The organism is Pseudomonas sp. HOU2, from assembly GCF_040729435.1.
In the GTDB taxonomy this organism is placed as follows: Bacteria; Pseudomonadota; Gammaproteobacteria; order Pseudomonadales; family Pseudomonadaceae; genus Aquipseudomonas.
The window spans coordinates 1,672,267-1,697,942 of the sequence record NZ_CP160398.1 but is presented as its reverse complement, the minus strand read 5'-3'; the positions used below and the strand labels follow the sequence as shown (position 1 = coordinate 1,697,942).

The 25,676-nt window shown below is 58.0% G+C and carries 19 protein-coding genes; 15 read left to right on the top strand and 4 right to left on the bottom strand.

Annotated features, from left to right (window positions below):
* Positions 1-149 precede the first annotated feature (149 nt).
* The 3 genes from ABV589_RS07610 to ABV589_RS07600 are packed head-to-tail and all read left to right on the top strand — an operon-like array spanning position 150 to position 2,292.
* A complete protein-coding gene (locus ABV589_RS07610) occupies positions 150-326 on the top strand; it encodes a hypothetical protein (RefSeq protein ID WP_367085439.1) in 177 nt (58 codons plus the stop codon).
* A complete protein-coding gene (locus tag ABV589_RS07605; RefSeq protein WP_367085438.1) occupies positions 326-919 on the top strand; it encodes a restriction endonuclease subunit S in 594 nt (197 codons plus the stop codon). Before ABV589_RS07610 ends, ABV589_RS07605 begins: the two co-directional genes overlap by 1 nt.
* On the top strand, positions 919-2,292 hold the full coding sequence (locus ABV589_RS07600; protein WP_367085437.1) for an N-6 DNA methylase: 1,374 nt from the start codon (positions 919-921) through the stop codon (positions 2,290-2,292). The genes ABV589_RS07605 and ABV589_RS07600 overlap by 1 nt, the downstream gene beginning before the upstream one ends.
* Before the next feature lie 139 nt (positions 2,293-2,431).
* Here the strand turns inward: ABV589_RS07600 and ABV589_RS07595 are convergent, their stop codons facing one another.
* From ABV589_RS07595 to ABV589_RS07585, 3 genes are all read right to left on the bottom strand, one after another.
* The gene (locus ABV589_RS07595; protein ID WP_367085436.1) at positions 2,432-2,965 is read right to left on the bottom strand and encodes a Bro-N domain-containing protein; all 534 of its coding nucleotides are present in this window, start codon (positions 2,963-2,965) and stop codon (positions 2,432-2,434) included.
* A 348-nt stretch (positions 2,966-3,313) separates the two neighbouring features.
* Entirely contained in the window at positions 3,314-4,564 is a 1,251-nt protein-coding gene (locus tag ABV589_RS07590; protein ID WP_003227292.1) for a ribonucleotide-diphosphate reductase subunit beta, read from the bottom strand.
* A 564-nt stretch (positions 4,565-5,128) separates the two neighbouring features.
* Positions 5,129-5,389 carry a DUF2790 domain-containing protein gene (locus ABV589_RS07585; protein ID WP_108589286.1) on the bottom strand — a complete coding sequence of 87 codons (261 nt, stop codon included), beginning with the start codon at positions 5,387-5,389 and terminating at the stop codon, positions 5,129-5,131.
* 475 nt (positions 5,390-5,864) lie between these two features.
* On the opposite strand from ABV589_RS07585, the gene acs reads away from it, so the two are divergent.
* From acs to argR, 8 genes are all read left to right on the top strand, one after another.
* Positions 5,865-7,820 carry an acetate--CoA ligase gene (gene acs / locus ABV589_RS07580; RefSeq protein WP_108589287.1) on the top strand — a complete coding sequence of 652 codons (1,956 nt, stop codon included), beginning with the start codon at positions 5,865-5,867 and terminating at the stop codon, positions 7,818-7,820.
* 303 nt (positions 7,821-8,123) lie between these two features.
* Positions 8,124-9,059: a transposase gene (locus tag ABV589_RS07575; protein ID WP_367085435.1), complete on the top strand. Its 936-nt coding sequence runs from the start codon at positions 8,124-8,126 to the stop codon at positions 9,057-9,059.
* A 741-nt stretch (positions 9,060-9,800) separates the two neighbouring features.
* On the top strand, positions 9,801-10,574 hold the full coding sequence (locus ABV589_RS07570) for an ABC transporter substrate-binding protein (RefSeq protein WP_367085434.1): 774 nt from the start codon (positions 9,801-9,803) through the stop codon (positions 10,572-10,574).
* 91 nt (positions 10,575-10,665) lie between these two features.
* Positions 10,666-11,355, top strand: coding sequence for an ABC transporter permease (locus ABV589_RS07565; RefSeq protein WP_003227287.1), 690 nt, complete (start codon positions 10,666-10,668; stop codon positions 11,353-11,355).
* Positions 11,352-12,050, top strand: coding sequence for an ABC transporter permease (locus ABV589_RS07560; RefSeq protein ID WP_003227285.1), 699 nt, complete (start codon positions 11,352-11,354; stop codon positions 12,048-12,050). Before ABV589_RS07565 ends, ABV589_RS07560 begins: the two co-directional genes overlap by 4 nt.
* A 1-nt stretch (position 12,051) precedes the next feature.
* Positions 12,052-13,164, top strand: a complete 1,113-nt coding sequence (locus ABV589_RS07555) for a M14 family metallopeptidase (protein ID WP_367085433.1) — start codon at positions 12,052-12,054, stop codon at positions 13,162-13,164.
* A 27-nt stretch (positions 13,165-13,191) separates the two neighbouring features.
* Complete coding sequence (locus tag ABV589_RS07550; RefSeq protein ID WP_003227281.1) at positions 13,192-13,956, top strand: ATP-binding cassette domain-containing protein; 765 nt, start codon at positions 13,192-13,194, stop codon at positions 13,954-13,956.
* 246 nt (positions 13,957-14,202) lie between these two features.
* Positions 14,203-15,195 (top strand): transcriptional regulator ArgR, encoded by a 993-nt coding sequence (argR, locus tag ABV589_RS07545; RefSeq protein WP_007963098.1) that lies wholly within the window; start codon positions 14,203-14,205, stop codon positions 15,193-15,195.
* Positions 15,196-15,223: 28 nt separating this feature from the next.
* Here the strand turns inward: argR and ABV589_RS07540 are convergent, their stop codons facing one another.
* Entirely contained in the window at positions 15,224-20,269 is a 5,046-nt protein-coding gene (locus ABV589_RS07540; RefSeq protein ID WP_367085432.1) for a DUF6543 domain-containing protein, read from the bottom strand.
* Positions 20,270-20,578: 309 nt separating this feature from the next.
* On the opposite strand from ABV589_RS07540, the gene ABV589_RS07535 reads away from it, so the two are divergent.
* From ABV589_RS07535 to astD, 4 genes are all read left to right on the top strand, one after another.
* On the top strand, positions 20,579-21,799 hold the full coding sequence (locus ABV589_RS07535; protein WP_097085830.1) for an aspartate aminotransferase family protein: 1,221 nt from the start codon (positions 20,579-20,581) through the stop codon (positions 21,797-21,799).
* A 238-nt stretch (positions 21,800-22,037) separates the two neighbouring features.
* Positions 22,038-23,057: an arginine/ornithine succinyltransferase subunit alpha gene (gene aruF, locus ABV589_RS07530; RefSeq protein WP_007951057.1), complete on the top strand. Its 1,020-nt coding sequence runs from the start codon at positions 22,038-22,040 to the stop codon at positions 23,055-23,057.
* Positions 23,058-23,108: 51 nt separating this feature from the next.
* On the top strand, positions 23,109-24,134 hold the full coding sequence (gene astA / locus ABV589_RS07525) for an arginine N-succinyltransferase (RefSeq protein WP_367085431.1): 1,026 nt from the start codon (positions 23,109-23,111) through the stop codon (positions 24,132-24,134).
* A complete protein-coding gene (gene astD, locus ABV589_RS07520) occupies positions 24,131-25,600 on the top strand; it encodes a succinylglutamate-semialdehyde dehydrogenase (RefSeq protein ID WP_367086177.1) in 1,470 nt (489 codons plus the stop codon). The genes astA and astD overlap by 4 nt, the downstream gene beginning before the upstream one ends.
* The last annotated feature ends 76 nt before the right edge of the window (positions 25,601-25,676 follow it).

The following is a 25,676-nucleotide window of genomic DNA, read 5'->3' as shown; positions in this document are numbered from 1 at the left end:
GCAACGATCCGATCAAGAAATTTTGTGTTGTAGGGTGTTGTACTGTTGACGGTCACTCGTCTAGTGGCTACTATTTATCTCGCGATGCGCAGTAATTGGTGCTACTGCATGAGCGGCCCAGTGCGCATCGCCTTAATAGGAGCTAGAAAATGAGCAAAAAAATTAAGAAAAATACACGGGCTTTGGTTTTTTTTGCGTGCTTTTTTACTGCGCCGCCATTGGTGGTGACGGTGAACCACAGCAATGACTATGATGTGGCTAGTTCGCATATGACCCAGTATGAGATCAAGCTGGAAATGAGTTCGAAAGTGATGGAGAAAAAATAATGGCTCAAGATTTTAGGCTGGGGGACGTTGCATCTATAACCGCAGGGCAAACCTTCAGGGGGAGGTCGGAAACGGACGGTGAGATCGGCTTTGCAAAATTACTTCAAATTAAAGACGTAAAGGAAGGCGTTTACCCCGGAGGAGACTTACCTTGGGCGGCAGTTGAGGAGGAAAGGTTGACAGTACGCTTGAGTGGCGGTGAGTTACTACTTCCTTTGCGCGGGAATCGAAGTGATACCATGCTATATTTGAAGCGCAATGAAGTCCCTACGACTACACCGAATCAAGTAGCGATAATTACACCGTGCCATGAAAATTTGAACCCGTTTTTCTTATTATGGTTCCTGAATAGTGGCAAAGGAAGGGCGCAAATTGACTCCATGCGAACAGGAAGCACTGTTGGTCATATTAGTGTTAAGGCATTGAAGACGATAGTAATTACTATCCCAGGGCAAGAAAGTCAGCAATCAATTGCATCCGTATATGAGAATTGGCTTAGGCAGCGTGAGGTTTTGAGTGAGATGCTGATTCGTGGTGCCGAATTAACAGAGACGATTTGTTATCAGATGCTTAATGATTTTAGGGGGGAGTAATGGCTGAAACACTATATAAGCGTTTTGCGGATGCGATAGCCGTTGTCGAATCTTATTCATATGAACAAAGGGAAAGCAAAGAAATAGCACTCGCATTTCTAGTGTTGAGATATGCGTGCATTAACGTGGATGTGGTGGAGGTCGGCTCGAAGTTTGGATTCAATATTGCTTCTTCATCGCTAGTTTCTCAGCGTGAGGAAGATTTTTTTTCTGATTTTATGAGCCTGGTTCGGGCAGTCGACAGCATTTTTTTTATTCAAGATAACGGTGTGTCCGATGTTTTTGAGGCGTTTGTAGAAAAAAATAGGCGTGCTAAAGAGGTTATTGTTTCTATAAAAAAAATATATGAAATTTTGTTTTTTGAAACTGTCGATGGTAAGTATTTGGCTGGGATTTTTGAGTCAGTTCTCCTAGAGTTGTATAACTCCAAGGGTGGGGGTGGCCCGGAATTTTACACGCCACGCAATTTAGTGGATTTTGCTGTTGAGTTGGTTAATCCAGAAAATAATGAAAAAATATATGATCCTGTCTGCGGTACAGGAGGGTTTCTCGTTCGCGCAAATGATTATTTGCATCAAAGAAATAGTAACGTTTGCGCTGAATTTATTGGGAGGGATAAGAGTTTATTTTCTGTAAAAATTTCTTTTTGGAATCTATATATCCATGGGGTTGATAATTTTTCTGTTTATACGGGCGACTCGCTTTCATGGGCGCAGTATGAACCTCGTAAATATGATGTTGTTTTAGCAAATCCTCCATTTTCGGTGAAGGATTGGAATTGGAATTTGTTTGCGAGCAGTGGAATGGATTTCTATGGCGCTCCACCTCGGGCTAACGCGGACTATGCGTTTTTGCTACATGTTATATTTAGTTTGAGTGATATAGGGCGGGCGGCTGTAATTGTTCCTTCTGGAGTGCTGTTTAGAGGTGGGGCAGAGAAGGAGATTAGGAGGAATATTGTAAATGATGGTTTGATAGAAATGGTGGTTTCTTTGCCTGCGGGTTTGATAAAAGGCACGAGTGTATCTTTGTGTATGATATTTTTTAATAAGAGAGCTCGGAGTGAATCTGTTTTTTTTGCAAGGGCCCCTGAGAAATTAAGCAAAGATCAGTTTGCATCTCCTGCGTTTGAGCTAAGTAATATCCTAGATATTTGTAGGGAGAAGAGGGCGGTAAAAGGGTGCAGTGAAAGTGTAAGTATTTCCGATATTGAAAGAAAAGAATTTGATTTAAGTGTTTCTCGTTATGTCGTTTCTGGTGTGGCTGAAGTACGCGGTGTTGCGGAAGTCGCAGAGGAATACATAAAGTTAGAAGCTGAGTTGAGAGGTCTGCAGGATGAGCTGAAGTATTATCTTGATCGGGTTCTGGATTGAGACGAGTTCTATTTTTTTTCTTTAGTTTTTACGATAATTCATTAATGTCGATAGCTAACCGAGAGTTGTAAACCCTCGGTTGGTACGTTGTGGGAAATATTTGGACGATCGAGCTCAGTGATAAATTCACATCATTTGGCTAATTCAACGAATGTTTCAACGATTGAAATGCCTGGACGACCTTTCCGCGCCACCGATTGCTTTTCACGGTTCGTTGATATGTCTGATTCCTCAAAAGGTAAGGCATATCCCGAAGCCGAATCCAGCCCTCATCTTGCCAATGCAGCAAACTCAATGACATCTCCGGCCAATCCAACAAGCTCAACATTGGCCGATTCGAATCTCCTGAATCCGCAGCATCGCGCAAGGTTGGTACGACCTCGTTGGTCAACCACTCACGCAACAACCGATTACCCGGAACGTAGTGATAGACCAACAGCGCGTACACCCCGGACTCACTGAGCATCAGTTGCTGTTCTGGCTCTCGAAAGTACTCAATCCGCATGACGCGGCGCTGATCGCTATCTAGCTTGTTGACCACACGATCATTCAGATGGAAACCCATCAAACGGCCGATATCACGGGCGCAGAACCAAGGCTGGTTTTCTAATAGAAGGGCATGGAGAGAAAGGTTGTGGCGAGAGAACACTATTACCGGGAGCGGATCAGACATATCTATGACCTCTACGTTTAAGATTTTGGGAGGACCTGACCCAACGTAGAGCGGACTTAAGAAATCCCAACGAGCAAAGCAGTTACCACCGACGAATTACACGTCTGTGTCACTGACCAAGCTTTCTACGTCGGGTGTTTCTTAGGCACCTGCGATAGAGCTTAGTAGTGCTCGTAGCTGGCTTCAATGGGACGCGGCTGTAAGTGCTGTAGGAGATTGAGCGCTGTGACGTAGGCGTAAAAAACGATTACCAATCGTCCATAAAAAAGCCCCGATCAGATCGGGGCTTTTTGCTTTCTCGACTTGGCGACTCAAGCAGCAATCATCAAATCGTACCGAGCGAGACTATTAGTCCCAGCTCAACGCACCACCAGTTTGGTATTCGATCACCCGCGTCTCAAAGAAATTCTTCTCTTTCTTCAAGTCCATGATCTCGCTCATCCAAGGGAACGGGTTAGTGGTCCCTGGATATTCCTCTTTCAAACCAATCTGCGACAAACGACGGTTGGCGATGAACTTCAGGTAGTCCTCCATCATCGCCGCGTTCATGCCCAGTACGCCGCGCGGCATGGTGTCACGGGCGTATTCGATTTCCAGCTGCGTACCCTGCAGGATCATCTGGGTCGCTTCTTCCTTCATTTCGGCATCCCACAGGTGTGGGTTTTCGATTTTGATCTGGTTGATCACGTCGATGCCGAAGTTCAGGTGCATGGATTCGTCGCGCAGGATGTACTGGAACTGCTCGGCGACGCCGGTCATTTTGTTGCGGCGGCCCATGGAGAGGATCTGGGTGAAGCCGCAGTAGAAGAAGATGCCTTCCAGAACGCAGTAGTAGGCGATCAGGTTGCGCAGCAGTTCTTTGTCGGTGTCCGGGGTGCCGGTTTCGAACTTCGGATCGGAGATCGAACGGGTGTATTTCAGGCCCCAGGCTGCCTTTTTGGCGACCGACGGAATCTCGTGGTACATGTTGAAGATCTCGCCTTCATCCATGGCCAGCGATTCGATGCAGTACTGGTAGGCGTGGGTGTGGATCGCCTCTTCGAAGGCCTGGCGCAGGATGTACTGGCGGCATTCCGGGTTGGTGATCAGGCGGTACACGGCCAGGACCAGGTTGTTGGCAACCAGGGAGTCGGCGGTGGAGAAGAAGCCGAGGTTGCGCATCACGATGCGGCGCTCGTCGTCGGTCAGGCCTTCCGGGTTTTTCCAGAGGGCGATGTCGGCGGTCATGTTGACTTCTTGCGGCATCCAGTGGTTTGCGCAGCCGTCCAGGTACTTCTGCCAGGCCCAGTCGTACTTGAATGGTACGAGTTGGTTGAGGTCGGCGCGGCAGTTGATCATGCGCTTTTCGTCAACGGCGACACGGGCGGAGGCGCCTTCGAGTTCGGCGAGGCCTTCGGCGACGTCGAGGGAATCCAGTGCGGCCTTGGCGCGGGCCACGGCGGCCGAGTCGTCGGCGGTCACGGCGCGGGCTTCCAGCGCTGCGGCACCGCCGGCGCTGTCGAGGCGGTCCATGTTGGCTTCAGTAGCGTGGCCGGCGTTGGCGCCTTTCACGGTTGCTACTTCACTGTCTTCTTTGTCGAATTCGTCCCAGCTCAGCATGACGTGTCGTCTCCTGCGTGAGGGCCTGTCGCCCCGTGTGAAACCTGATTGGTTGGTTTTTCACACGGTCGTACAGACCGCGTTGGATCTTAAGGAATCGTTTTTTGCGGCAGCCAAGGCAGGCAATAAAACAGAATTTTGTACGGGTTTCCGAGAGCCTCTGACGGGCGCAGATCAGCGTTTGGGCTGTTGCGGGGCTTCAGAATGGCTTTGATCCCTGTAAGGGAATATTGCTGACCCGATTAGGGCGGCATTATAGGGAAAAAAACGCGAGCGTGGGGGAGGGCGAAACACCGCAGGCCGTTCGATTGGCCGGGTGATTTCGATTGGAGCGAGGGTTTACAGGGCTTTCGCTGGGATTGGCCTATGAGAATTTTTTTTCATTAATTTTTTTGCGAGGCTTCGGTTGCTCAAGAAATGAGCAAAAAACCGGGTTTTTCACTATATCTTGTGTTTTGCAACCCTTTTGAGCGACTCCAGACACAACTGAGCCCGACCGAAGTCGGGCTGGAATCGACCCTCAAATGAGACGCTGAGTGGTCCGATTCGGTGCAGTCTCGATCATCAATTGGTGCAGCCGTTACCCATCACGCTGTAACGCAGGATATGACGCTGACCTTTGGAGTCGTCGTATTCCATTTTCATCGGGACAACTTCGCAGACGTTTGGAACTTCGCTCATGGACACTACGTTAGCGATGTCCAGGTGAGTGGAGTAAGTGTATTCCTCGATCACCGGTTGTTGCTGTGCGACATCAGTCGGGACCTCGTCTGCCATGGCGGTTGCGCACAGACTGCTGAGGGCCAGAACCAATAAAGCTTTCATTTCAGATTTACCTTTTTGAGGTCGAGTGGGGTCACGCAACCTTTTTAGGGTTGCGTGTGGAACTTCATCGTTTGCAGTTATTGCTTGAGAACTGGATTAACGGCCTTCGTGGGGGCTGTAACGTTGTTAATCGCGTTTGCCTTGTCGGCGATGCGGATTTTAGGGAGGTGGGGTGGGGGTAAACAGGTGGGGTTTTGATAAACACTTTTCGCGGTTTTGGTAACAATCGGTCGAAATTGCCTGGGGCCAGGTTTGCCGGTGATGCGTTTCGCCTGAATAACCGAGTCGCCTGAATCGCTGGCAAGCCAGCTCCCACAGGGGTTGAGGGGTATTGGAACAAGCAGCGCCGGGCTTGCGTCAGGGGTAACTGGATGTTTTGTAGGGGCTTGTTACTACCATCGTCGAATGGTTCTATGGGCCCGGCCCGGCTACAACGGGGTCATACAAAAACAACTATTTCACCGAGGTAAGAAAGATGAGTGCGGCTTCTCTGTATCCCGTTCGTCCCGAGGTTCTGGCCAATACGCTGACTGACGAGGCGACCTACAAAGCCATGTACCAGCAGTCGGTCGTCAACCCTGACGGTTTCTGGCGCGAGCAAGCCAAGCGCCTCGACTGGATCAAGCCTTTCACCACGGTGAAGCAGACTTCCTTCGACGATCACCATGTCGACATCAAATGGTTCGCCGACGGCACCCTGAACGTTTCCTACAACTGCCTCGACCGTCATCTGGCCGAGCGCGGCGACCAAGTCGCAATCATCTGGGAAGGCGACGATCCTTCCGAAAGCCGCAACATCACTTACCGCGAACTGCACGAACAAGTGTGCAAACTGGCCAACGCCCTGCGTGGTCAGGACGTGCACCGTGGCGACGTGGTGACTATCTATATGCCGATGATCCCCGAAGCCGTGGTCGCCATGCTGGCCTGTACCCGGATCGGCGCGATTCACTCGGTGGTGTTCGGTGGCTTCTCGCCGGAAGCGCTGGCGGGGCGGATCATCGACTGCCGCTCGAAAGTGGTGATCACCGCTGACGAAGGCATCCGTGCCGGCAAGAAGATCTCGTTGAAAGCCAACGTTGACGACGCGCTGACCAACCCGGAAACCAGCAGCATCCAGAAAGTCATCGTGTGCAAGCGCACCGGTGGCGACATCAAGTGGAACCAGCATCGCGACATCTGGTACGAAGACCTGATGAAAGTGGCGGGCACCGTCTGCGCGCCGAAAGAGATGGGCGCCGAAGAGGCGCTGTTCATCCTTTACACCTCCGGCTCCACTGGCAAGCCGAAGGGCGTGCAGCACACCACCGGCGGTTATCTGCTGTACGCGGCGATGACCCACGAGCGCGTGTTCGACTATCGTCCGGGCGAAATCTACTGGTGCACCGCCGACGTTGGCTGGGTCACCGGTCACAGTTACATCGTCTACGGCCCGCTGGCCAATGGCGCGACCACCGTGCTGTTCGAAGGCGTGCCGAACTACCCGGACATCACCCGGGTGGCGAAGATCGTCGACAAGCACAAGGTCAACATCCTCTACACCGCACCGACCGCGATCCGCGCGATGATGGCGTCGGGCACCGCTGCCGTTGAAGGCGCGGATGGCAGCAGCCTGCGTCTGCTCGGTTCGGTGGGCGAGCCGATCAACCCGGAAGCCTGGGACTGGTATTACAAGAATGTCGGCAAGTCGCGTTGCCCGATCGTCGATACCTGGTGGCAGACCGAGACCGGCGGCAACATGATGAGCCCGCTGCCGGGTGCGCATGCACTGAAACCGGGGTCGGCGGCGCGTCCGTTCTTCGGCGTGGTGCCGGCGCTGGTCGACAACCTCGGCAACATTATCGAAGGCGAGGCTGAAGGCAATCTGGTGATTCTCGATTCGTGGCCGGGTCAGGCGCGCACGCTGTATGGCGACCATGACCGCTTCGTCGACACCTACTTCAAGACTTTCCGTGGCATGTACTTCACCGGTGACGGTGCGCGGCGTGACGCCGATGGTTACTACTGGATCACCGGGCGTGTGGATGACGTGCTCAACGTCTCCGGCCACCGCATGGGCACCGCCGAGATCGAAAGCGCGATGGTCGCCCACCCGAAAGTCGCCGAGGCGGCGGTGGTCGGTGTGCCGCACGACATCAAGGGGCAGGGCATTTATGTCTACGTCACCCTGAAGAATGGTGAGGAGCCAAGCGAGCAACTGCGTCTGGAGCTGAAGAACTGGGTGCGCAAGGAGATCGGCCCGATTGCTTCGCCGGACGTGATCCAGTGGGCTCCGGGGTTGCCGAAGACCCGTTCAGGCAAGATCATGCGGCGGATTCTGCGCAAGATTGCTACGGCTGAGTACGATGGGTTGGGGGACATCTCGACCCTGGCGGATCCGGGTGTGGTGCAGCATTTGATTGATACGCACAAGACGATGAATGTGGCGTAAGCGTTAGCTCTGTAGAAGCCCTGTCCGGTGATGCCGGGCGGGGCTTTTTTGTGTCTGGAGGGTTTGTGCTGGCCGGGCTGGCCTCATCGCGAGCAGGCTCGCTTGTATGTTTAGACTTGAAGGGGTGGGCGGGACTACAGACTCGATTCTGACTCTGACCAGTACAGACCGTGGGAGACTTCTCGTCCCGCCCCTTCTACCCAAAGCGCCAATAAGGAATTCATCGGTAAACCGACGACAGAGACAAGCCAGCGCAACGGTAGACCCCAACAAGCTCTTAAACCCTAGCTCCGAGGATTCGTCATGACAATCCTTACTTCGCAGACGGTTGTTGGTATCGATATCGCCAAGACCGAAATCGTTGTCTATCGCGCCGACCTGGAAACCATTGAAGCGGTCAAGAATGATCGTGCCGCCCTCAAACGTTGGCTCAAAACTCTGCCCGCGCAAAGCGCTATCGCTGTCGAAGCCACCAATATCTACCATTTGGAGACTGTTGATCTGGCTCATGCGATGGGACATCAGGTCTATGTGGTGGATGCTTATCGAGTCAGCCACTATCGTCGCGGTGTCGGTCAGCGAGCCAAAAATGATCCATGCGATGCACGCGTGCTCGCACGCTATCTGACGAATGAACAAAGCAAACTGCGGCTTTGGAACCCGCCTCCTAAAGCCTACACCGTACTGAAAAGCTTGCTGCACAGACGCGCGACGCTGATTCAGAACCATACGGGTCTGATGTTGAGCTGGGCCGATGAACCCTTGCTGAAGAAAGAACGTACGGCTCAGCAAAAGGCATTCGAGCGATCCGACAAGGTCATTCAAAACCTGCTGCGCAAAGTCAGCAAAGAGGCCGGTATTGATGACAATATTGGCCGCTGCAAAGCAATCGAGGGCGTGGGAGAGCTGACTGCGACTGGGTTGGCAACGACCTATATGCGCGGTGACTTTGCCAACAGCGACGCGTTCATCGCGTTTTTGGGTATGGATCTGACGGTGGACGATTCGGGGAAAAAGAACGGCCCGAGGTTCCTGAGCAAAAAAGGAGATCCGGAGATCCGTCGATTAGCCTACAACGCCGCAATGGCGGCGTGTCGCTCAACCAAGTGGAAGCCTTTTTACGAGTCTTACCTGGCCAGAGGCTTCTCGAAAACACAGGCATTGGTAGCTCTTGCTCGCAAGCTCTGCCGAGTGGCATTCGCCCTGATGAAGAATCAGGGCGAATACCGATCAGTTTGAGATTCTAGGGTTGCTGAGCAACATAGAATCTCCCACAGGTTTGTGGTGTGTTGCAGGTTTGAGTTCCTGCGCAATTGTGGGGTGGCTGGACTGGCCTCATCGCTGGCAAGCCAGCTCCCACAGGTTTCCCAGGTGTGAACGGAATTTCAATCTCAATCGAAATCCGTGTGGGAGCTGGCTTGCCAGCGATAGCAATCTGTCAGACGCCGCAGTAATCCCCTGTCAGAGAGCCAAACCACCCAACCAATAATTATCGATTTCCCGCGTAAGACCTTTCCCGCTGTTACCCACCCGCATCCGAGTAACCAAATGTGTAACCGCCCGCCCCGTCGCGGGGCAAAGGGAAACGCAATGCCCCGTTTTAGAGCCTCAAAACCCCCGGTGAAAAATAAGACACAACGCTGCGCTTGCCGGATTAGAAGGGTTTGCGAATAATAGGCCCGCAATTTGCAGCATAGATCGGTTCACTGTCTTTCGCTCTTGCATGAATTTGCAAGGCTGTCAATGCGCTCAAGCGGGTTTCTCTGTGCATCTGTAATTAGTTGTCGCATTGAAGAAATATCGGCTTCGGGCCTGTCGTTAGAATGCCGATCACTCGCTCATCGTGGCTGACGTTGAAACCCCTGGTGGTTTCACCGGGAAATTTCCCACCGATGCTGCACCGCTTTCCCGATTCACCCATTCGCATATTGGGCTGTCGCTCACTCTGCCGTTTTTGCCCTTTACCGATGGAGTCCCAAGATGAAGAAACTTGTGCTGCTTGGCGCCCTGGCACTGTCCGTGCTGTCGCTGAATTCCTTCGCTGATGAAAAACCTCTGAAGATCGGTATCGAAGCGGCTTACCCTCCGTTCGCTTCCAAAGCGCCGGACGGCAGCATCGTCGGTTTCGACTACGACATCGGCAACGCCCTGTGTGAAGAAATGAAGGTCAAGTGCCAGTGGGTCGAGCAAGAGTTCGACGGTCTGATCCCGGCACTGAAAGTGCGCAAGATCGACGCGATCCTGTCGTCCATGTCGATCACTGAAGACCGCAAGAAGTCCGTGGACTTCACCAACAAGTACTACAACACCCCGGCCCGTCTGGTCATGAAGCAAGGCACCGTTGTCAGCGACAACCTGTCTGAGCTCAAGGGCAAGAACATCGGCGTGCAACGTGGTTCGATCCATGAGCGTTTCGCCCGCGAAGTCCTGGCCCCGCTGGGTGCCGAGATCAAGCCATACGGCTCGCAGAACGAAATCTACCTCGACGTGGCCGCCGGTCGCCTCGACGGTACCGTGGCTGACGCCACCCTGCTGCAGGACGGCTTCCTGAACACTGATTCCGGCAAAGGCTTCGCCTTCGTTGGCCCGCAGTTCACCGACGTCAAATACTTCGGCGACGGCGTAGGCATCGCGGTGCGCAAGGGCGACGCGCTGAAAGACAAGATCAACTCCGCCATCACGGCTATCCGTGAAAACGGCAAATACAAAGCTATCCAGGACAAATACTTCGCCTTCGATATCTACGGCAAGTAACACGTCTCTGCGACAAGTCAGAAATGGCGCAAGCAACAGGATCTCTGCGGTTTGCGCCATTTTTTCATCCCAACTTTCGAGGACCTGAATCATGTTGAAAGGCTACGGGGCTGTCATCCTCGATGGCGCATGGCTGACGCTTCAGCTCGCCTTGTCGTCCATGGCCCTGGCCATCGTTCTCGGGCTGATCGGGGTCGCATTGCGCCTGTCGCCGATTCGCTGGCTGGCGTGGCTGGGCGATCTGTATTCCACGGTGATCCGCGGGATTCCCGACCTGGTGCTGATCCTGCTGATCTTCTATGGCGGCCAGGACCTGCTCAACCGCGTCGCGCCGATGCTCGGTTATGACGACTACATCGACCTGAACCCGCTGGCCGCCGGTATCGGCACTCTCGGTTTCATTTTCGGTGCGTACCTGTCCGAGACCTTCCGTGGTGCGTTCATGGCGATCCCCAAGGGCCAGGCTGAAGCGGGCATGGCGTACGGCATGAGCAGCTTTCAGGTGTTTTTCCGGGTGATGGTGCCGCAGATGATTCGCCTGGCGATTCCTGGCTTCACCAACAACTGGCTGGTTTTGACCAAAGCGACCGCGCTGATTTCGGTGGTCGGTCTGCAAGACATGATGTTCAAGGCCAAGCAGGCGGCAGATGCCACCCGCGAGCCTTTCACCTTCTTCCTCGCAGTGGCGGCGATGTACCTGGTGATCACCAGTGTCTCGTTGCTGGCGCTGCGTCACCTTGAGAAGCGCTACTCGGTAGGCGTAAGGGCGGCTGATCTATGATCTTCGACTACAACGTCATTTGGGAGGCCATGCCGCTGTACCTCGGCGGCCTGCTGACCACCCTCAAACTGCTCGCGCTGTCGCTGTTGTTCGGTCTGCTCGCGGCACTGCCGCTGGGGCTGATGCGCGTCTCCAAGAACCCGATCGTCAACGGCGCCGCGTGGCTCTACACCTACGTGATCCGCGGCACGCCGATGTTGGTGCAGCTGTTTTTGATCTACTACGGTCTGGCCCAGTTCGAAGCAGTGCGTGAAAGCTTCCTGTGGCCGTGGCTGTCCAGCGCGACGTTCTGTGCGTGCCTGGCCTTCGCGATCAACACCAGCGCCTACACCGCCGAAATCATCGCCGGCAGCCTCAAGGCCACGCCGAACGGCGAGATCGAAGCCGCCAAGGCCATGGGCATGTCGCGCTTCAAGCTGTACAAGCGCATCCTGCTGCCATCGGCCCTGCGCCGGGCGCTGCCGCAGTACAGCAACGAAGTGATCATGATGCTGCAGACCACCAGTCTGGCGTCCATCGTGACCCTGATCGACATCACCGGCGCGGCCCGTACCGTCAACGCGCAGTATTACCTGCCGTTCGAGGCGTACATCACCGCCGGCGTGTTCTACCTGTGCCTGACCTTCATTCTGGTAAAGCTGTTCAAGCTGGCCGAGCGCCGCTGGTTGAGCTACCTGGCCCCGCGGAAGCACTGATATGGAACGCATCGACCACGTATTGCCGTGGAGTCATCTGGGCAGCGAGCGCAAGATTGCGGTCTTCCGCTTCGGCAGCGGCGAGCGCAAGGCCTACATCCAGGCCAGCCTGCACGCTGACGAACTGCCGGGCATGCGCACCGCCTGGGAACTGAAAAAGCGCCTCGGCGAACTCGAAGCCCAAGGCTTGCTCAACGGCGTGATCGAGCTGGTACCGGTCGCCAACCCGCTGGGCCTCGGCCAATTGCTGCAAGGCAATCATCAGGGGCGTTTCGAGGCGGGCAGCGGCAAGAATTTCAACCGCGATTTCGTCGAGCTGAGCGCACCGGTTGCAGCGGCATTGGCTGACAGCCTCGGTGACGATCCGCATGCCAATATTCGGCTGATCCGTCAGGCCATGGCTGATCATCTGGCGGCACTGCCCGAGGCGAGCAGCCAGTTGCAAGGCATGCAGCGCGTTTTGCTCAGCCACGCCTGCACCGCCGATGTGGTGCTCGATCTGCATTGCGACGCTGAAGCGGCGCTGCACATGTATGCGTTGCCGCAGCACTGGCCGCAGTGGCGTTCGCTGGCCGCGCACCTGAATGTGAAGGTCGGTCTGTTGGCAGAAGATTCCGGTGGCAGCTCCTTCGATGAAGCGTGCTCGTTGCCGTGGCTGCGTCTGTCGCGGCAGTTCCCGGACGCGCAGATTCCACTGGCGTGCCTGGCGACTACCGTCGAGCTGGGCGGTCAGGCCAATACCGACCGCGCGGATGCGGTGGCCTGGGCTGAAGGTATTCTGGCGTTCCTTGCCGAGCAGGGCCTGATCACCGGCGAGTGGCCGAAGCCGGCCAGCGAACCGTGCGAAGGCATGCCGTTCGAAGGCACTGAATTACTGTTGGCGCCGCACCCCGGTGTGGTGAGTTTTCTGCGTAAACCCGGCGAGTGGGTTGAAGCCGGGGATGAGATTTTCGAAGTGATCGACCCTGTGTCCGATCGGGTCAGCACGGTATGTGCTGGTACGTCCGGGGTGCTGTTTGCCATTGAACGGCTGCGCTATGCCCAACCCGGTTTCTGGCTGGCCAAGGTGGCGGGGCGCGAAGCGCTGCGTCACGGGCGCTTGCTCAACGACTGACTGACTGTTTTTGTGAGAACCGACCGCATGTACAAACTTGAAGTCCAAGACCTGCATAAACGCTATGGCAGTCACGAAGTGCTCAAGGGCGTGTCCCTGAAAGCGGCAGCCGGCGATGTTATCAGCATCATCGGCTCCAGTGGCTCCGGCAAAAGTACTTTCCTGCGCTGCATCAACCTGCTCGAGCAGCCGCACGCGGGCAAGATCCTGCTCAACAACGAAGAGCTGAAACTGGTAGCGAACAAGGACGGCGCGCTGAAGGCCGCTGATCCGAAACAGCTGCAGCGCATGCGTTCGCGCCTGTCGATGGTGTTCCAGCATTTCAACCTGTGGTCGCACATGACCGCGCTGGAAAACATCATGGAAGCGCCGGTTCACGTGCTGGGCGTGTCCAAGGCCGAAGCCCGCGAGAAGGCCGAGCACTACCTGAACAAGGTTGGCGTGGCCCATCGCAAGGACGCTTTCCCGGGGCACATGTCCGGTGGCGAGCAGCAGCGTGTGGCGATTGCCCGGGCGCTGGCGATGGAACCGGAAGTGATGCTGTTCGACGAACCGACTTCGGCGCTCGATCCGGAACTGGTCGGCGACGTGCTGAAAGTCATGCAGGCCCTTGCTCAGGAAGGTCGCACCATGGTGGTGGTTACGCACGAAATGGGCTTTGCCCGTGAAGTGTCGAACCAGTTGGTGTTCCTGCACAAAGGTGTCGTGGAAGAGAGCGGCAACCCGCGCGAAGTGCTGGTCAATCCGCAATCGGAGCGTTTGCAGCAATTCCTGTCGGGTAGCCTCAAGTAATCAGAGCTGCCGATATGCACCCGAATAGTGCATGCTTCGCAGCCTGAAGGCTGGCTCCGATCCCCTGTAGGAGCTGCCGAAGGCTGCGATCTTTTGATCTTGTTTTTGCAGATCAAAAGATCGCAGCCTCGTTTCACTCGACAGCTCCTACAGTGGGAGCTTCGCAGGTTTCGAGATTTGCGTTCATTTACGGGCTAGCATTGGCCCATGCCTTCATCACCGTTCTTCGTTTCGGATTGCCCGCCCATGACTGCCCATCGAATTGGTTTCCTGATTTGGCCCAGCACTAAAGCTCTGACGCTGGCGCTGGCGGAGGAGGCCTTGCGGGTTGCTCAGCGTGTGCATCCGGACGTGGTGTACGAACTGTCGTTCCTGCAGGCCGAAGCCAGTACCGAAGCGACGGCCGACGGCGCATGGCAACTGCCCGGCGAAGCCTGGACCGGCAAGCTGGAAAACTTCCAGAAACTGTTCCTGCTCGCCGATGAGCCACCGACCACCCTGGCCCCGGCCCTCAGCAGCGCGCTCAAGCAACTGGTGCGAGCCGGTTGCGTGATTGGTGGTCTGTCGGCGGGTGTCTATCCGTTGGCGCAGCTTGGGCTGCTCGACGGTTATCGTGCGGCCGTGCACTGGCGCTGGCAGGACGATTTCGCTGAGCGCTTCCCGAAAGTCATCGCCACCAGTCACCTGTTCGACTGGGATCGTGATCGCCTGACCGCGTGTGGCGGCATGTCGGTGCTCGACCTGTTGCTGGCGGTGCTGGCTCGCGATCACGGTGCGGAACTGGCCGGTGCGGTGTCCGAAGAACTGGTGGTCGAGCGTATCCGCGAGGGCGGCGAACGCCAGCGCATTCCACTGCAGAACCGCCTCGGTTCCAGCCATCCGAAGCTCACCCAAGCGGTGTTGCTGATGGAAGCCAACATCGAAGAGCCGCTGACAACCGACGAAATCGCCCAGCACGTGTGCGTGTCCCGTCGGCAACTGGAGCGGATCTTCAAGCAATACCTCAACCGCGTGCCGAGCCAGTACTACCTGGAACTGCGCCTGAACAAGGCCCGGCAGATGTTGATGCAGACCAGCAAATCGATCATCCAGATCGGCCTGTCCTGCGGTTTCTCCTCGGGGCCGCATTTCTCCAGCGCCTATCGCAACTTCTTCGGCGCCACGCCGCGTGAAGATCGTAACCAGCGGCGCAGCAGCAGTCCGTTCGAGCTGTCGTCGGTGCCGCCGGAGCGCGGTTGACACACCCCGGCGGCCCCCCCGCGGAACGTCACTCATCGACCCCCGAATCTTCGGACGTGGACACCTCCATTTCTGCCCGTTCGATGACGGCTTCCACGCCAAAATCGATGCGGTGTTTTCGGAAGTAGGCGATCAGCCGTTGCAGGCTGAGCTCAGAGAGCGGATTGCCCCGCAGGCTGAATTTGTCCGCACGCTCTTCTGGCAACTCCAGAATATCGCTGGGAACCTGGGTGATTGCGTTGTCGCTCAGGTCGGCGATTTCCAGATGTTCGAGTTGCAGCATGCCCGGCGGCAGACCGGTAATGCCGCTGTTGTCCAGCATCAGCGTTGACAGATTGGTCATCTGGCTGACATCCGGGGTTTCGCCCAACGGGTTGTCACTCAAGTCCAGATGATCGAGGCGCTCCATTTGCGCAAGCTCAAGGGCGTTTTGCGGCGTGAGCGTCAGCTCGCACTGTGAGAGCGACAAATAGGTCAGGTCAGCCATGCGAAACACCGCCGGCGGAATGTGTTCCAGTCGATATTGATAAATCGTCAGTCCTCTGAGACTGGCGAACGTCTCGACAAACCTGTCGACCCCGAACGTCTGGCCCGGCAGGCTTCTGAGGTACAGATGGGTGACATGGCTGAAGTCGGCATTGAGCACTGGCAAGTCGCCGCTGATGATGGTCGTCAGGTTCAAGTCATGCAGTGGCTGCAGATTCTGATCCGCTTCGTCTTGCTCGGTTTCCCGGCGCCAGCACTGCTCAATGAGCGATTTGAATTCGTTGCGTGCGGCGTGCTCATTCAGCACTTGCTCAATCGTGAAGGGCTCGCCACTGATTGGGTGCAGGGCAGGATGGTCGATCGCCCAGGTGTCGAGGTGGCTACTCAAGTCGCTGTATTCCTGCTCAAGTCGTGCAAGTTCGACTCGCCCCTCGGCCAGGTCGCCAGGTAGCAGATAAAAGAACTCACTGGCCTGTTCCCGATCCATGTGCGTGTACAGCGTCTGTACGCGCAGCAAATCAGCTTGTTCGGCCATTACGCCGAAGTCCTGTCGGGTGTCGTTGAAGTGGCGTTTGACGCGCTCCCGGTCTGCGCTGGCGATCGGGTTGCCGCTCAGATCGAAGCCTTCCGGAACATTGCTGGGCAGCTCGAAGAGGGCGGGAGGCAATGACCGGATCTGATTGTCGTTGAGCAGCGCGGTACGCAATTGCGGGCGCGTGAGCAGGCCGGTTGGCAGTTCGGATATGCCGGTCTCCGACACATCGATGTAATTCAGCCGGGGCATTTTTTCGACATTGGGCGTGAGTCCGAGCGGATTCCTGAACAGATCGAGGGTTTTCAGTTGGTTCAGCGCCGCCAGCGTTGCCTGGCTTTCGGCGGTCAGGGTGATGCCACAGTCGCTGAGAATCAGCTCGCGCAGTTGTGGTGAGCGACTGACTGCCTCCGGCAGGTCGCCGAGCCGGAAGTTGCGCAGCGCCAGACGGCGCAGGCCGGAGAAACTGTCCAGAAAACGCTGCACGCCCTGAGTGCTGCCGACACCCTCGATGGTCAGGTAGTCCACGTGACTGAAGTTCACCTCCAGCGCTGGCAGCTCTCCCAGGATTGGCTGTGACAGGCGCAGATCAATGGTCTGATCGGTGTTCTCCGGCAAGCAAACCTGCTGTTTCCAGCAGTCCAGAATGTCGACCAGCATCTGCCGTCGGCGATGGCGCTGGATCGCATGTTGCTCGGTGTTGAGGCGGGCGCCGGTCTCCGGATGAACCAGGGGAATCCCTTCGGCCCACGAATTCAGAACCTCGCCGAGGCGGCTGCGTTCAGCGATCAGACGGCTCAACTCCACTCGCGGGCCGTCCGGATGGCGTTGCAGACGCTCGACGAATGCGTTGAGCTCCTCGGGCAGCAGGTGCGGCAGCAGCCAGTGCACATGGGCGTGCAGTGTCGGCGTGTTGACGGGCATGCGTCGATAGCCGCTGGTTCCGCCACGCAGGCGCATCACCGTTGGATCGTAGGCGGGTTTGCGAATCGGGTTTTGCGAGAACAGTTCCAGCAACGCTTGACGGTCGAGCGCGTGGTCACGAATCAGTTGCCTGAGCAGCAGATCTTGCGTGATGTGAATGTTCAGCGCCGAACGTTGTGCGTCGGGCAGAGCATGCAACAGGCTCGCATACAGAGACCCCGGCACGCTGAGCGACTCACCGGTAGCGTCGAACGGCTGATAGTCGCCCTGTTCAGTGAGTACCAGCACTTTGCGAGTGAGCGCGTCCTGTGCGCCGAGGCTGTCGATCAGTGGCCCGCTATGGCTGTAGTGCCTGAGCTCCAGTCGGATCGACGGCGACCAGCCCGGCAAGCTTGGCAGCGAATGGAGGGCCAGCCGATCGGTATCCAGATTATTGATCGTCGCTTGCAGCTCCAGTCCTTCGAGGGCTCGAGTCGCGCGCACTTGCAGACCCGTTTCCTGCGTCAGAGCGACCAGTCTTTCGGAGAGTGTTCCACGCTGTAATTGCAGGTATTCGCCGTCACTTGCCGTTTCCAGTATCGACTGCGCCAACGCCTTCGGCAGGCCGGGTTCGGCATCCATCAGTACCTGTACCAGCGGGCTGGCGCCGCGCTGCAATTGGCGATACCGATCCTCGAACAGGTTTTGGCGTTTGCGCTGTGCCAGCTCGGCGACGATGCGCCGCAAGCGGTTTGTGCGGGCCTCCGCCGAGGGGGCGGGCGTATGCACTGCTTCGCTCAACAGCGTCCTTCGTTGCGATTCTGTCAGGCGTTGCAGGCAGGTCTTGAGCAGGTCGCCACCGTCCAGTCGTGAGCCCTCGATTTGTACGAAGGGCACATCGACGACAGGGCTGCGCCACAATGTTCTGCCCTGACGGTCGATCAGTTGCAAGCCTTGGTCAGCAGGCCAGTCGCTGTTGTCGAAAAGCAGTTGCAGTTGGGTGGCCGGGTCGGCCTTGAGGTAATCCTCGGCATGCGGGCTGCCGATCTGCTCGATGAACAATTGAATGTCCTGATCGATCTGCCAGCGCAGCAGCGTATCGCTCAGTAAGAGTGGCAACTGTTCGCGCTCGACGTGTATTTGGCGCAGGGTGTTTTCCTCGCAGCCACTGATATTCAGCAGCCGTTCCTGCAGAGCGGCGGGAAGGCGCTGCATCTGCGCACTGCTGCGGCTCAGCACAGTGGCGCGATCCCAACCCAGTGGCTGGTCAATTTCGGTTTGCCAGGCGCCTGCGGTGTTGTGCCTGAGTGCGGGTTTGTAAGCCTCGGGACGCGTCGGATGGTCGATGCGATAGGCGCCCGTTTCGGCATCAAGGCTGACGGCATACAACTTGTCTTCGAGGGCCAGCAGGTTCTTGCCCTGGTGGGCTTGCAGGCCCAGCGCATCGGTTCTGGCGTCTTTGGGCGGCGTGCCGGGCCACTCGTAAGGGCGCAGGTCGGGTTTCCAGTAGCGGGGCTTGCCATCGGCTGCCTTCACCGGAATAAAGCGGTCGATAAACTGGACGACATCGGCAGGTAAAACCGCGCGAAACTCGCTGACGGCGATCGCGCCGCCAGCGGCGAAAGTGCCGACCTGCACCATGGACTCCACGACACCAATCAAATGCGCGAATGCTTCGCGGGATTGCCCTTCGGCCCAGTCGACGATGCTTTCGAACGTCTCGTCGAGCAGTTGGTAGGCCGTGTAGGCGAGCATCAGCTCGCCGAGAAATGGCACAAATGGCAAGGCGACGAACACGGCGATATCGAGCAGTGCCTGTGCGATCTCCGTAAAGGCATCCCAGAGTGCCCAGCGCGCCTTGCGATCGACCATGGCCGTCGAGACGGCGATGGCGCGGGCATCATTGAGCATCTTGTCGAGCTTGCGTTGGTAGAGATACATCCACAGCTCACCCTGGATCGGGGTCGCGACGATCTGCAGAAAAGGTCGCGCGGCCGGATGCTCGCGCCAGGTCGGGCGTGGATCGCCGACGGGTACCGGTTGCCTGGTGACGGGGCTGAGCAGCGACTGCAACTGACTGAAGAAAGCCCCGCGTTCTGCGTGGTCGATGAAGCGGCTGAAGAAGATCTGATAGTCCGGATCGCGCAAGCGTTGCGCCAGCTCTTCAGCGAAGGCAGCGGAATTGGCGTACTCCTTGACCGGGTGGTGCGGGTCATCGGGAATGTAAACCACAACTCGCGCTGCTGCGTGTGCAGCTTCAAGATTCGGGGCGAACAGTACGATGCCGGTCAGGCTGACTTTCATCATCGTCAGCGCATGGCAATGCCACGCCTGACGATTGAGGCGCAAATGCTGCAAACCCTCGAGCAGCCCGAGAATCAGCCGATGGACATCGGCTCCCAGCAGCTTTTGCATATAGGCCATTTGCAGGGCGGCGACCAGTGCGGCTTTGTCGCTGGCGCAAACCTGTGGTCGCAACACGGCGGCAACCAACGGATTGCTGACGCCCAGGTTGTCTCGCAGATAAGTGTTATAGCGGCGGCCGATATCCAGTTCGCGACACAGGCGGGTGAAGTCAGGGATCGGCATCGCCTTGAGGATGTTCGGCAGCACGCTGAACCGGCCTTCGGGGGAGGGCTGGCTGATATAGCCCGAGGCGGACTCAAAGGCGTCAGCGGCGGTCTCGCTGCTCTCAAAATTGTGCAGCGCGGCGTCCAGCAACGAGACGGTCCAGGTGCGTGCGGCGCCGGATTTGATGCGCAGCCACGGAACATGGTCGGGCAGATACAGGCGCAGGAAGGTCTGCCTGACATCCAGGTTCAAGCCAAAGCGCTTTTCCAGTTCGGCGCGCAGCAGTGGTTCGGCGAAGGTTCTGGCGTCTTGCAGTCGGGCAAGGCTTCGTTCGACGCGGTTGTGTGCGGTCCAGTGCGCGGCATTCAGCGCGCGCAGTTTTGCATGCTCGGTGCGTGATGCCTGGTTGAGGCTGGGGGGCAGTAGCGGACTGGCCCGTTTCAAAGCCGCGCGCTTGTGTGCCGCCGCCTGGCTCAGCCATGTCGGGATGGCCTGGAGTAGCGGTTGGTAGTGTGCGTCCTGCCGGGGTCGCAGCAGTGGGTCGGGCAGCGTCGCGAGGGCGGGTGTGGTTTCTTGAATCATGGGATGAGGCCGTTTGCCTGGAAAAGGTCAGTAGCAAACACCAGCCATTGATTCGATGTGCGGTACATATATACCGCACGCCACAAAACTCTCTTGATTAAGATCCCCGGTACGTCTGCGCAAATGACGGCGTGCAGTTTAAACTGCGCCTTTGCGACGCTATATGTCGCATTGCCGTAAACCCGGGAAAATCCGGGGTTTGCGCTATAAGAAGTTGTCGCTTGGCGGCAAGGCCGGGCTGAAAACTGTCCTTACAATCCCCCCATCGCTCGCCAGTTTCAGGCGGGTGTTCCTCTTCAGGAGACTCCGATGTCCGTTGAGCACGCTGCGGTACAACGCGCCGATTTCGACCAGGTAATGGTTCCCAACTACGCGCCTGCCGCTTTCATTCCGGTGCGTGGCGCCGGTTCCCGCGTCTGGGACCAGAGCGGTCGCGAGCTGATCGACTTCGCCGGCGGGATTGCCGTAAACGTATTGGGCCACGCGCATCCGGCGCTGGTCGGTGCCTTGACCGAGCAGGCGAACAAGCTGTGGCACGTGTCCAACGTGTTCACCAATGAGCCGGCCCTGCGCCTGGCGCACAAGCTGATCGACGCCACGTTCGCCGAGCGCGTGTTCTTCTGCAACTCCGGCGCCGAGGCCAACGAGGCCGCGTTCAAGCTGGCCCGTCGCGTGGCGTTCGACCGTTTCGGCAGCGAGAAGTACGAGATCATCGCCGCGCTCAACAGCTTCCACGGTCGTACTCTGTTCACCGTCAACGTCGGTGGCCAGTCGAAGTACTCCGACGGTTTCGGTCCGAAAATCACCGGCATCACCCACGTTCCTTACAACGATCTGGCCGCGCTGAAAGCGGCGGTGTCCGACAAGACCTGTGCGGTCGTGCTGGAACCTATCCAGGGCGAGGGCGGTGTACTGCCGGCCGAACTGGCTTACCTGCAAGGTGCCCGCGAACTGTGCGACGCGCACAACGCGCTGCTGGTGTTCGACGAAGTGCAGACCGGCATGGGCCGTACCGGCCACCTGTTCGCCTATCAGCATTACGGCGTGACCCCGGACATCCTGACCAGCGCCAAGAGCCTGGGCGGTGGTTTCCCGATCGCCGCGATGCTGACCACTGAAGCGCTGGCCAAACATCTGGTCGTCGGCACCCACGGCACTACTTACGGCGGCAACCCGCTGGCGTGTGCTGTCGCCGAAGCGGTGATCGACGTGATCAACACCCCTGAGGTGCTGAGCGGCGTCAACGCCAAGCACGACAAATTCAAGACCCGTCTGCAGCAGATCGGCGAGAAGTACGGCCTGTTCACGCAGGTGCGTGGCCTCGGTCTGTTGATCGGTTGCGTGCTGAGCGATGCCTGGAAAGGCAAGGCCAAGGACATCTTCAACGCCGCCGAAAAAGAAGGCCTGATGATTCTGCAGGCCGGCCCGGACGTGATCCGTTTCGCCCCGAGTCTGGTGGTGGAAGACGCCGATATCGATGCCGGTCTGGACCGCTTCGAACGCGCGGCTGCTGCACTGACGCAAGCCTGATAGACCCTTCGGCGCCTGAGTTTCTCGGGCGTCGAACCCAATTTTTGATACCGGTGAGATTCATTGTGGGAGCGAGCTTGTGGTGAGGGGATTTATCCCCGATGGGCTGCGCAGCAGCCCCAAGCTTTTTGAGGGCCGCTACGCGCCCCATCGGGGATAAATCCCCTCACCACAAAAGCTCGATCCCACAATGTCCGGTGTTTTTTCTGTGATTTTTATAAGAGAAAGGAGTGACACCATGCTGGTGATGCGCCCTGCGCAAATGGCTGATCTGGGCGAGGTACAGCGTCTGGCTGCGGACAGTCCGATTGGTGTCACTTCCTTGCCGGATGACGTGGAACGTCTGAGCGACAAGATCGCTGCAAGCGAAGCCTCGTTCGCTGCCGAAGTGAGCTTCAATGGTGAAGAGAGCTATTTCTTCGTCCTCGAAGACACCGCCACCGGCAAACTGGTCGGCTGCTCGGCGATCGTTGCCTCGGCCGGTTACTCGGAGCCGTTCTACAGCTTCCGTAACGAGACTTTCGTCCACGCCTCCCGCGAACTGAAGATCCACAACAAGATCCACGTGCTTTCGCAGTGCCACGACCTGACCGGCAACAGCTTGCTGACCAGTTTCTACGTGCAACGCGAGCTGGTCGGTTCGCCGTGGTCCGAGCTCAACTCCCGTGGCCGCCTGCTGTTTGTCGCCAGCCACCCGGAGCGTTTTGCTGATTCGGTGGTGACCGAGATCGTCGGCTATAGCGACGAAAACGGCGACTCGCCTTTCTGGGATGCAATCGGGCGCAACTTCTTCGACCTCAACTACGCCGAGGCCGAGCGTCTGTGTGGCCTGAAGAGCCGCACGTTCCTCGCCGAACTGATGCCGCATTACCCGATCTACGTGCCGCTGCTGCCGGATTCCGCTCAGGAAGCGATGGGCCAGGTGCACCCGCGTGCGCAGATCACCTTCGACATCCTGATGCGCGAAGGCTTCGAGACCGATCACTACATCGACATTTTCGACGGTGGCCCGACCCTGCATGCGCGTGTTTCGGGGATCCGTTCGATCGCCCAGAGCCGTGTGGTGCCGGTGAAGATCGGCGAGCCGGTCAAAGGTGCCGGGCGCCAGTATCTGGTGGCCAACGCGCAGTTGCAGGATTACCGCGCGGTGCTGCTGGAGCTGGACTACGCGCCGGGCAAACCGGTGACCCTGGATCTGGAAGCAGCCGAAGCCCTGGGCGTCGGTGAAGGTGCCAGCGTGCGCCTGGTGGCGGTTTAACGCCTTAGCGAGTTTCACGGGTGGCGAAGGCGGCCCGTTTGAGGAGATAGCATGATTGTTCGTCCCGTACGCAGCAGCGATTTATCCGCGCTGATCGACCTGGCCCGCAGCACCGGCACCGGCCTGACCACCTTGCCAGCCAACGAAGAACGCCTGACTCACCGGGTCGGCTGGGCCGAGAAGACCTTTCGCGGCGAAGCCGGTCGTGGCGATGCGGACTACCTGTTCGTGCTCGAGGACGACAACGGGCGCGTGGTGGGGATTTCCGCCATCGCCGGTGCCGTGGGCATGCGCGAGCCGTGGTACAACTTCCGCGTCGGCCTGACCGTCAGCGCCTCGCAGGAGCTGAACATCTACCGCGAGATTCCGACGCTGTTCCTCGCCAACGACCTGACCGGCAACTCCGAGCTGTGCTCGCTGTTCCTGCACGCCGATTACCGCAGCGGTCTGAACGGCCGCATGCTGTCCAAGGCGCGCATGCTGTTCATCGCCGAGTTCCCGGAACTGTTCGGCAACAAGATCATCGCCGAGATGCGCGGCGTCTCCGATGAGGCCGGTCGTTCGCCGTTCTGGGAGAGCCTGGGCCGGCACTTCTTCAAGATGGAATTCAGCCAGGCCGACTACCTGACTGGCGTCGGCAACAAGGCGTTCATCGCCGAACTGATGCCGAAATTTCCGCTGTACACCTGCTTCCTGTCGCCGGATGCGCGTAACGTCATCGGTCAGGTGCACCCGGACACCGAACCGGCGCTGGCGATGCTCAAGGGCGAGGGTTTCAGCTATCAGGGCTACGTCGACATCTTCGACGCCGGCCCGGCCATCGAGTGCGAAACCAGCAAGATCCGCGCAGTCCGCGACAGCGAAGCGCTGGTGCTGGCGATCGGTACGCCGGGTGACGACGCCACGCCGTTCATCATCCATAACCGCAAGCGCGAAGACTGCCGCATCACTGCTGCGCCGGCCCGTCTGGCTGCCGGCACGCTGGTGGTTGATCCGCTGACTGCCAAACGTCTTCAACTCAACGCCGGCGATCAAGTGCGCGCCGTGGCGTTGTCTGCTGCTCGGGAGTCGAAATAATGAATTCGCTATACATCGCAGGTGAATGGCTGGCCGGTCAGGGCGAAGCCTTTCAGTCGCTGAACCCGGTGACCCAGCAAGTGCTGTGGTCGGGGGAGGGCGCCACTGCCGCTCAGGTCGAGTCGGCCGTGCAGGCAGCGCGTCAGGCCTTTCCGGGATGGGCGCGGCGTTCGCTGGACGAGCGCATCAGCGTGCTCGAAGCTTTCGCTGCGGCACTGAAAAACCACAGCGACGAGCTGGCCCGCACCATCGGTGAGGAAACCGGCAAGCCACTGTGGGAAGCCGCGACCGAAGTCACCAGCATGGTCAACAAGATCGCGATCTCGGTGCAGAGCTACCGCGAACGTACCGGCGAGAAGAGCGGCCCGCTGGGCGACGCCACCGCCGTACTGCGCCACAAGCCACATGGTGTGGTGGCGGTATTCGGCCCTTACAACTTCCCCGGCCATTTGCCGAACGGCCACATCGTGCCGGCGCTGCTGGCCGGTAACAGCGTGCTGTTCAAGCCAAGCGAGCTGACGCCGAAAGTCGCCGAGCTGACGGTCAAGTGCTGGATCGAAGCCGGTCTGCCGGCCGGCGTGTTGAACCTGCTGCAAGGCGCTCGCGAAACCGGTATCGCGCTGGCGGCGAACCCGGGCATCGACGGTCTGTTCTTCACCGGTTCCAGCCGCACCGGCAATCACCTGCATCAGCAATTTGCCGGGCGTCCGGACAAGATTCTTGCGCTGGAAATGGGCGGCAACAATCCGCTGGTAGTTGATGAAGTGGCTGATCTGGACGCAGCGGTGTACACGATCATTCAGTCGGCTTTCATCTCCGCCGGTCAGCGCTGCACCTGTGCCCGTCGTCTGCTGGTGCCGCAAGGCGCGTGGGGCGACAGCCTGCTCAAGCGTCTGGTGGAAGTCAGCGCGACCATCGAAGTCGGTGCGTTCGATCAGCAGCCAGCGCCGTTCATGGGCTCGGTGATTTCCCTTGGCGCGGCAAAAGCGCTGATGGACGCTCAAGAACATCTGTTGGCTAACGGCGCAGTGTCGCTGTTGGCGATGACTCAGCCGCAAGCGCAATCGGCGTTGCTGACTCCGGGCATTCTCGATGTGACCGCCGTGGCCGAGCGTCCGGACGAAGAACTGTTCGGCCCATTGCTGCAGGTGATTCGCTACGCCGATTTCGCTGCGGCGATCAGCGAGGCCAACGCCACCGCTTATGGCCTGGCGGCGGGTTTGCTGTCGGATTCCGAGGATCGTTATCAGCAGTTCTGGCTGGAAAGCCGCGCCGGTATCGTCAACTGGAACAAGCAACTGACCGGTGCTGCGAGCAGCGCGCCGTTCGGCGGTGTCGGCGCTTCGGGCAACCATCGCGCCAGCGCCTACTACGCGGCAGATTACTGCGCGTACCCGGTGGCCTCGCTGGAAACGCCGAGCCTGGTGTTGCCGGCGGCCCTGACGCCTGGCGTGAAAATGGCGTGATGCCTATCGCTGGCAAGCCAGCTCCCACAGGATCGCAGGCGTTCACACATTTTGTGTACGACGCGATCACTGTGGG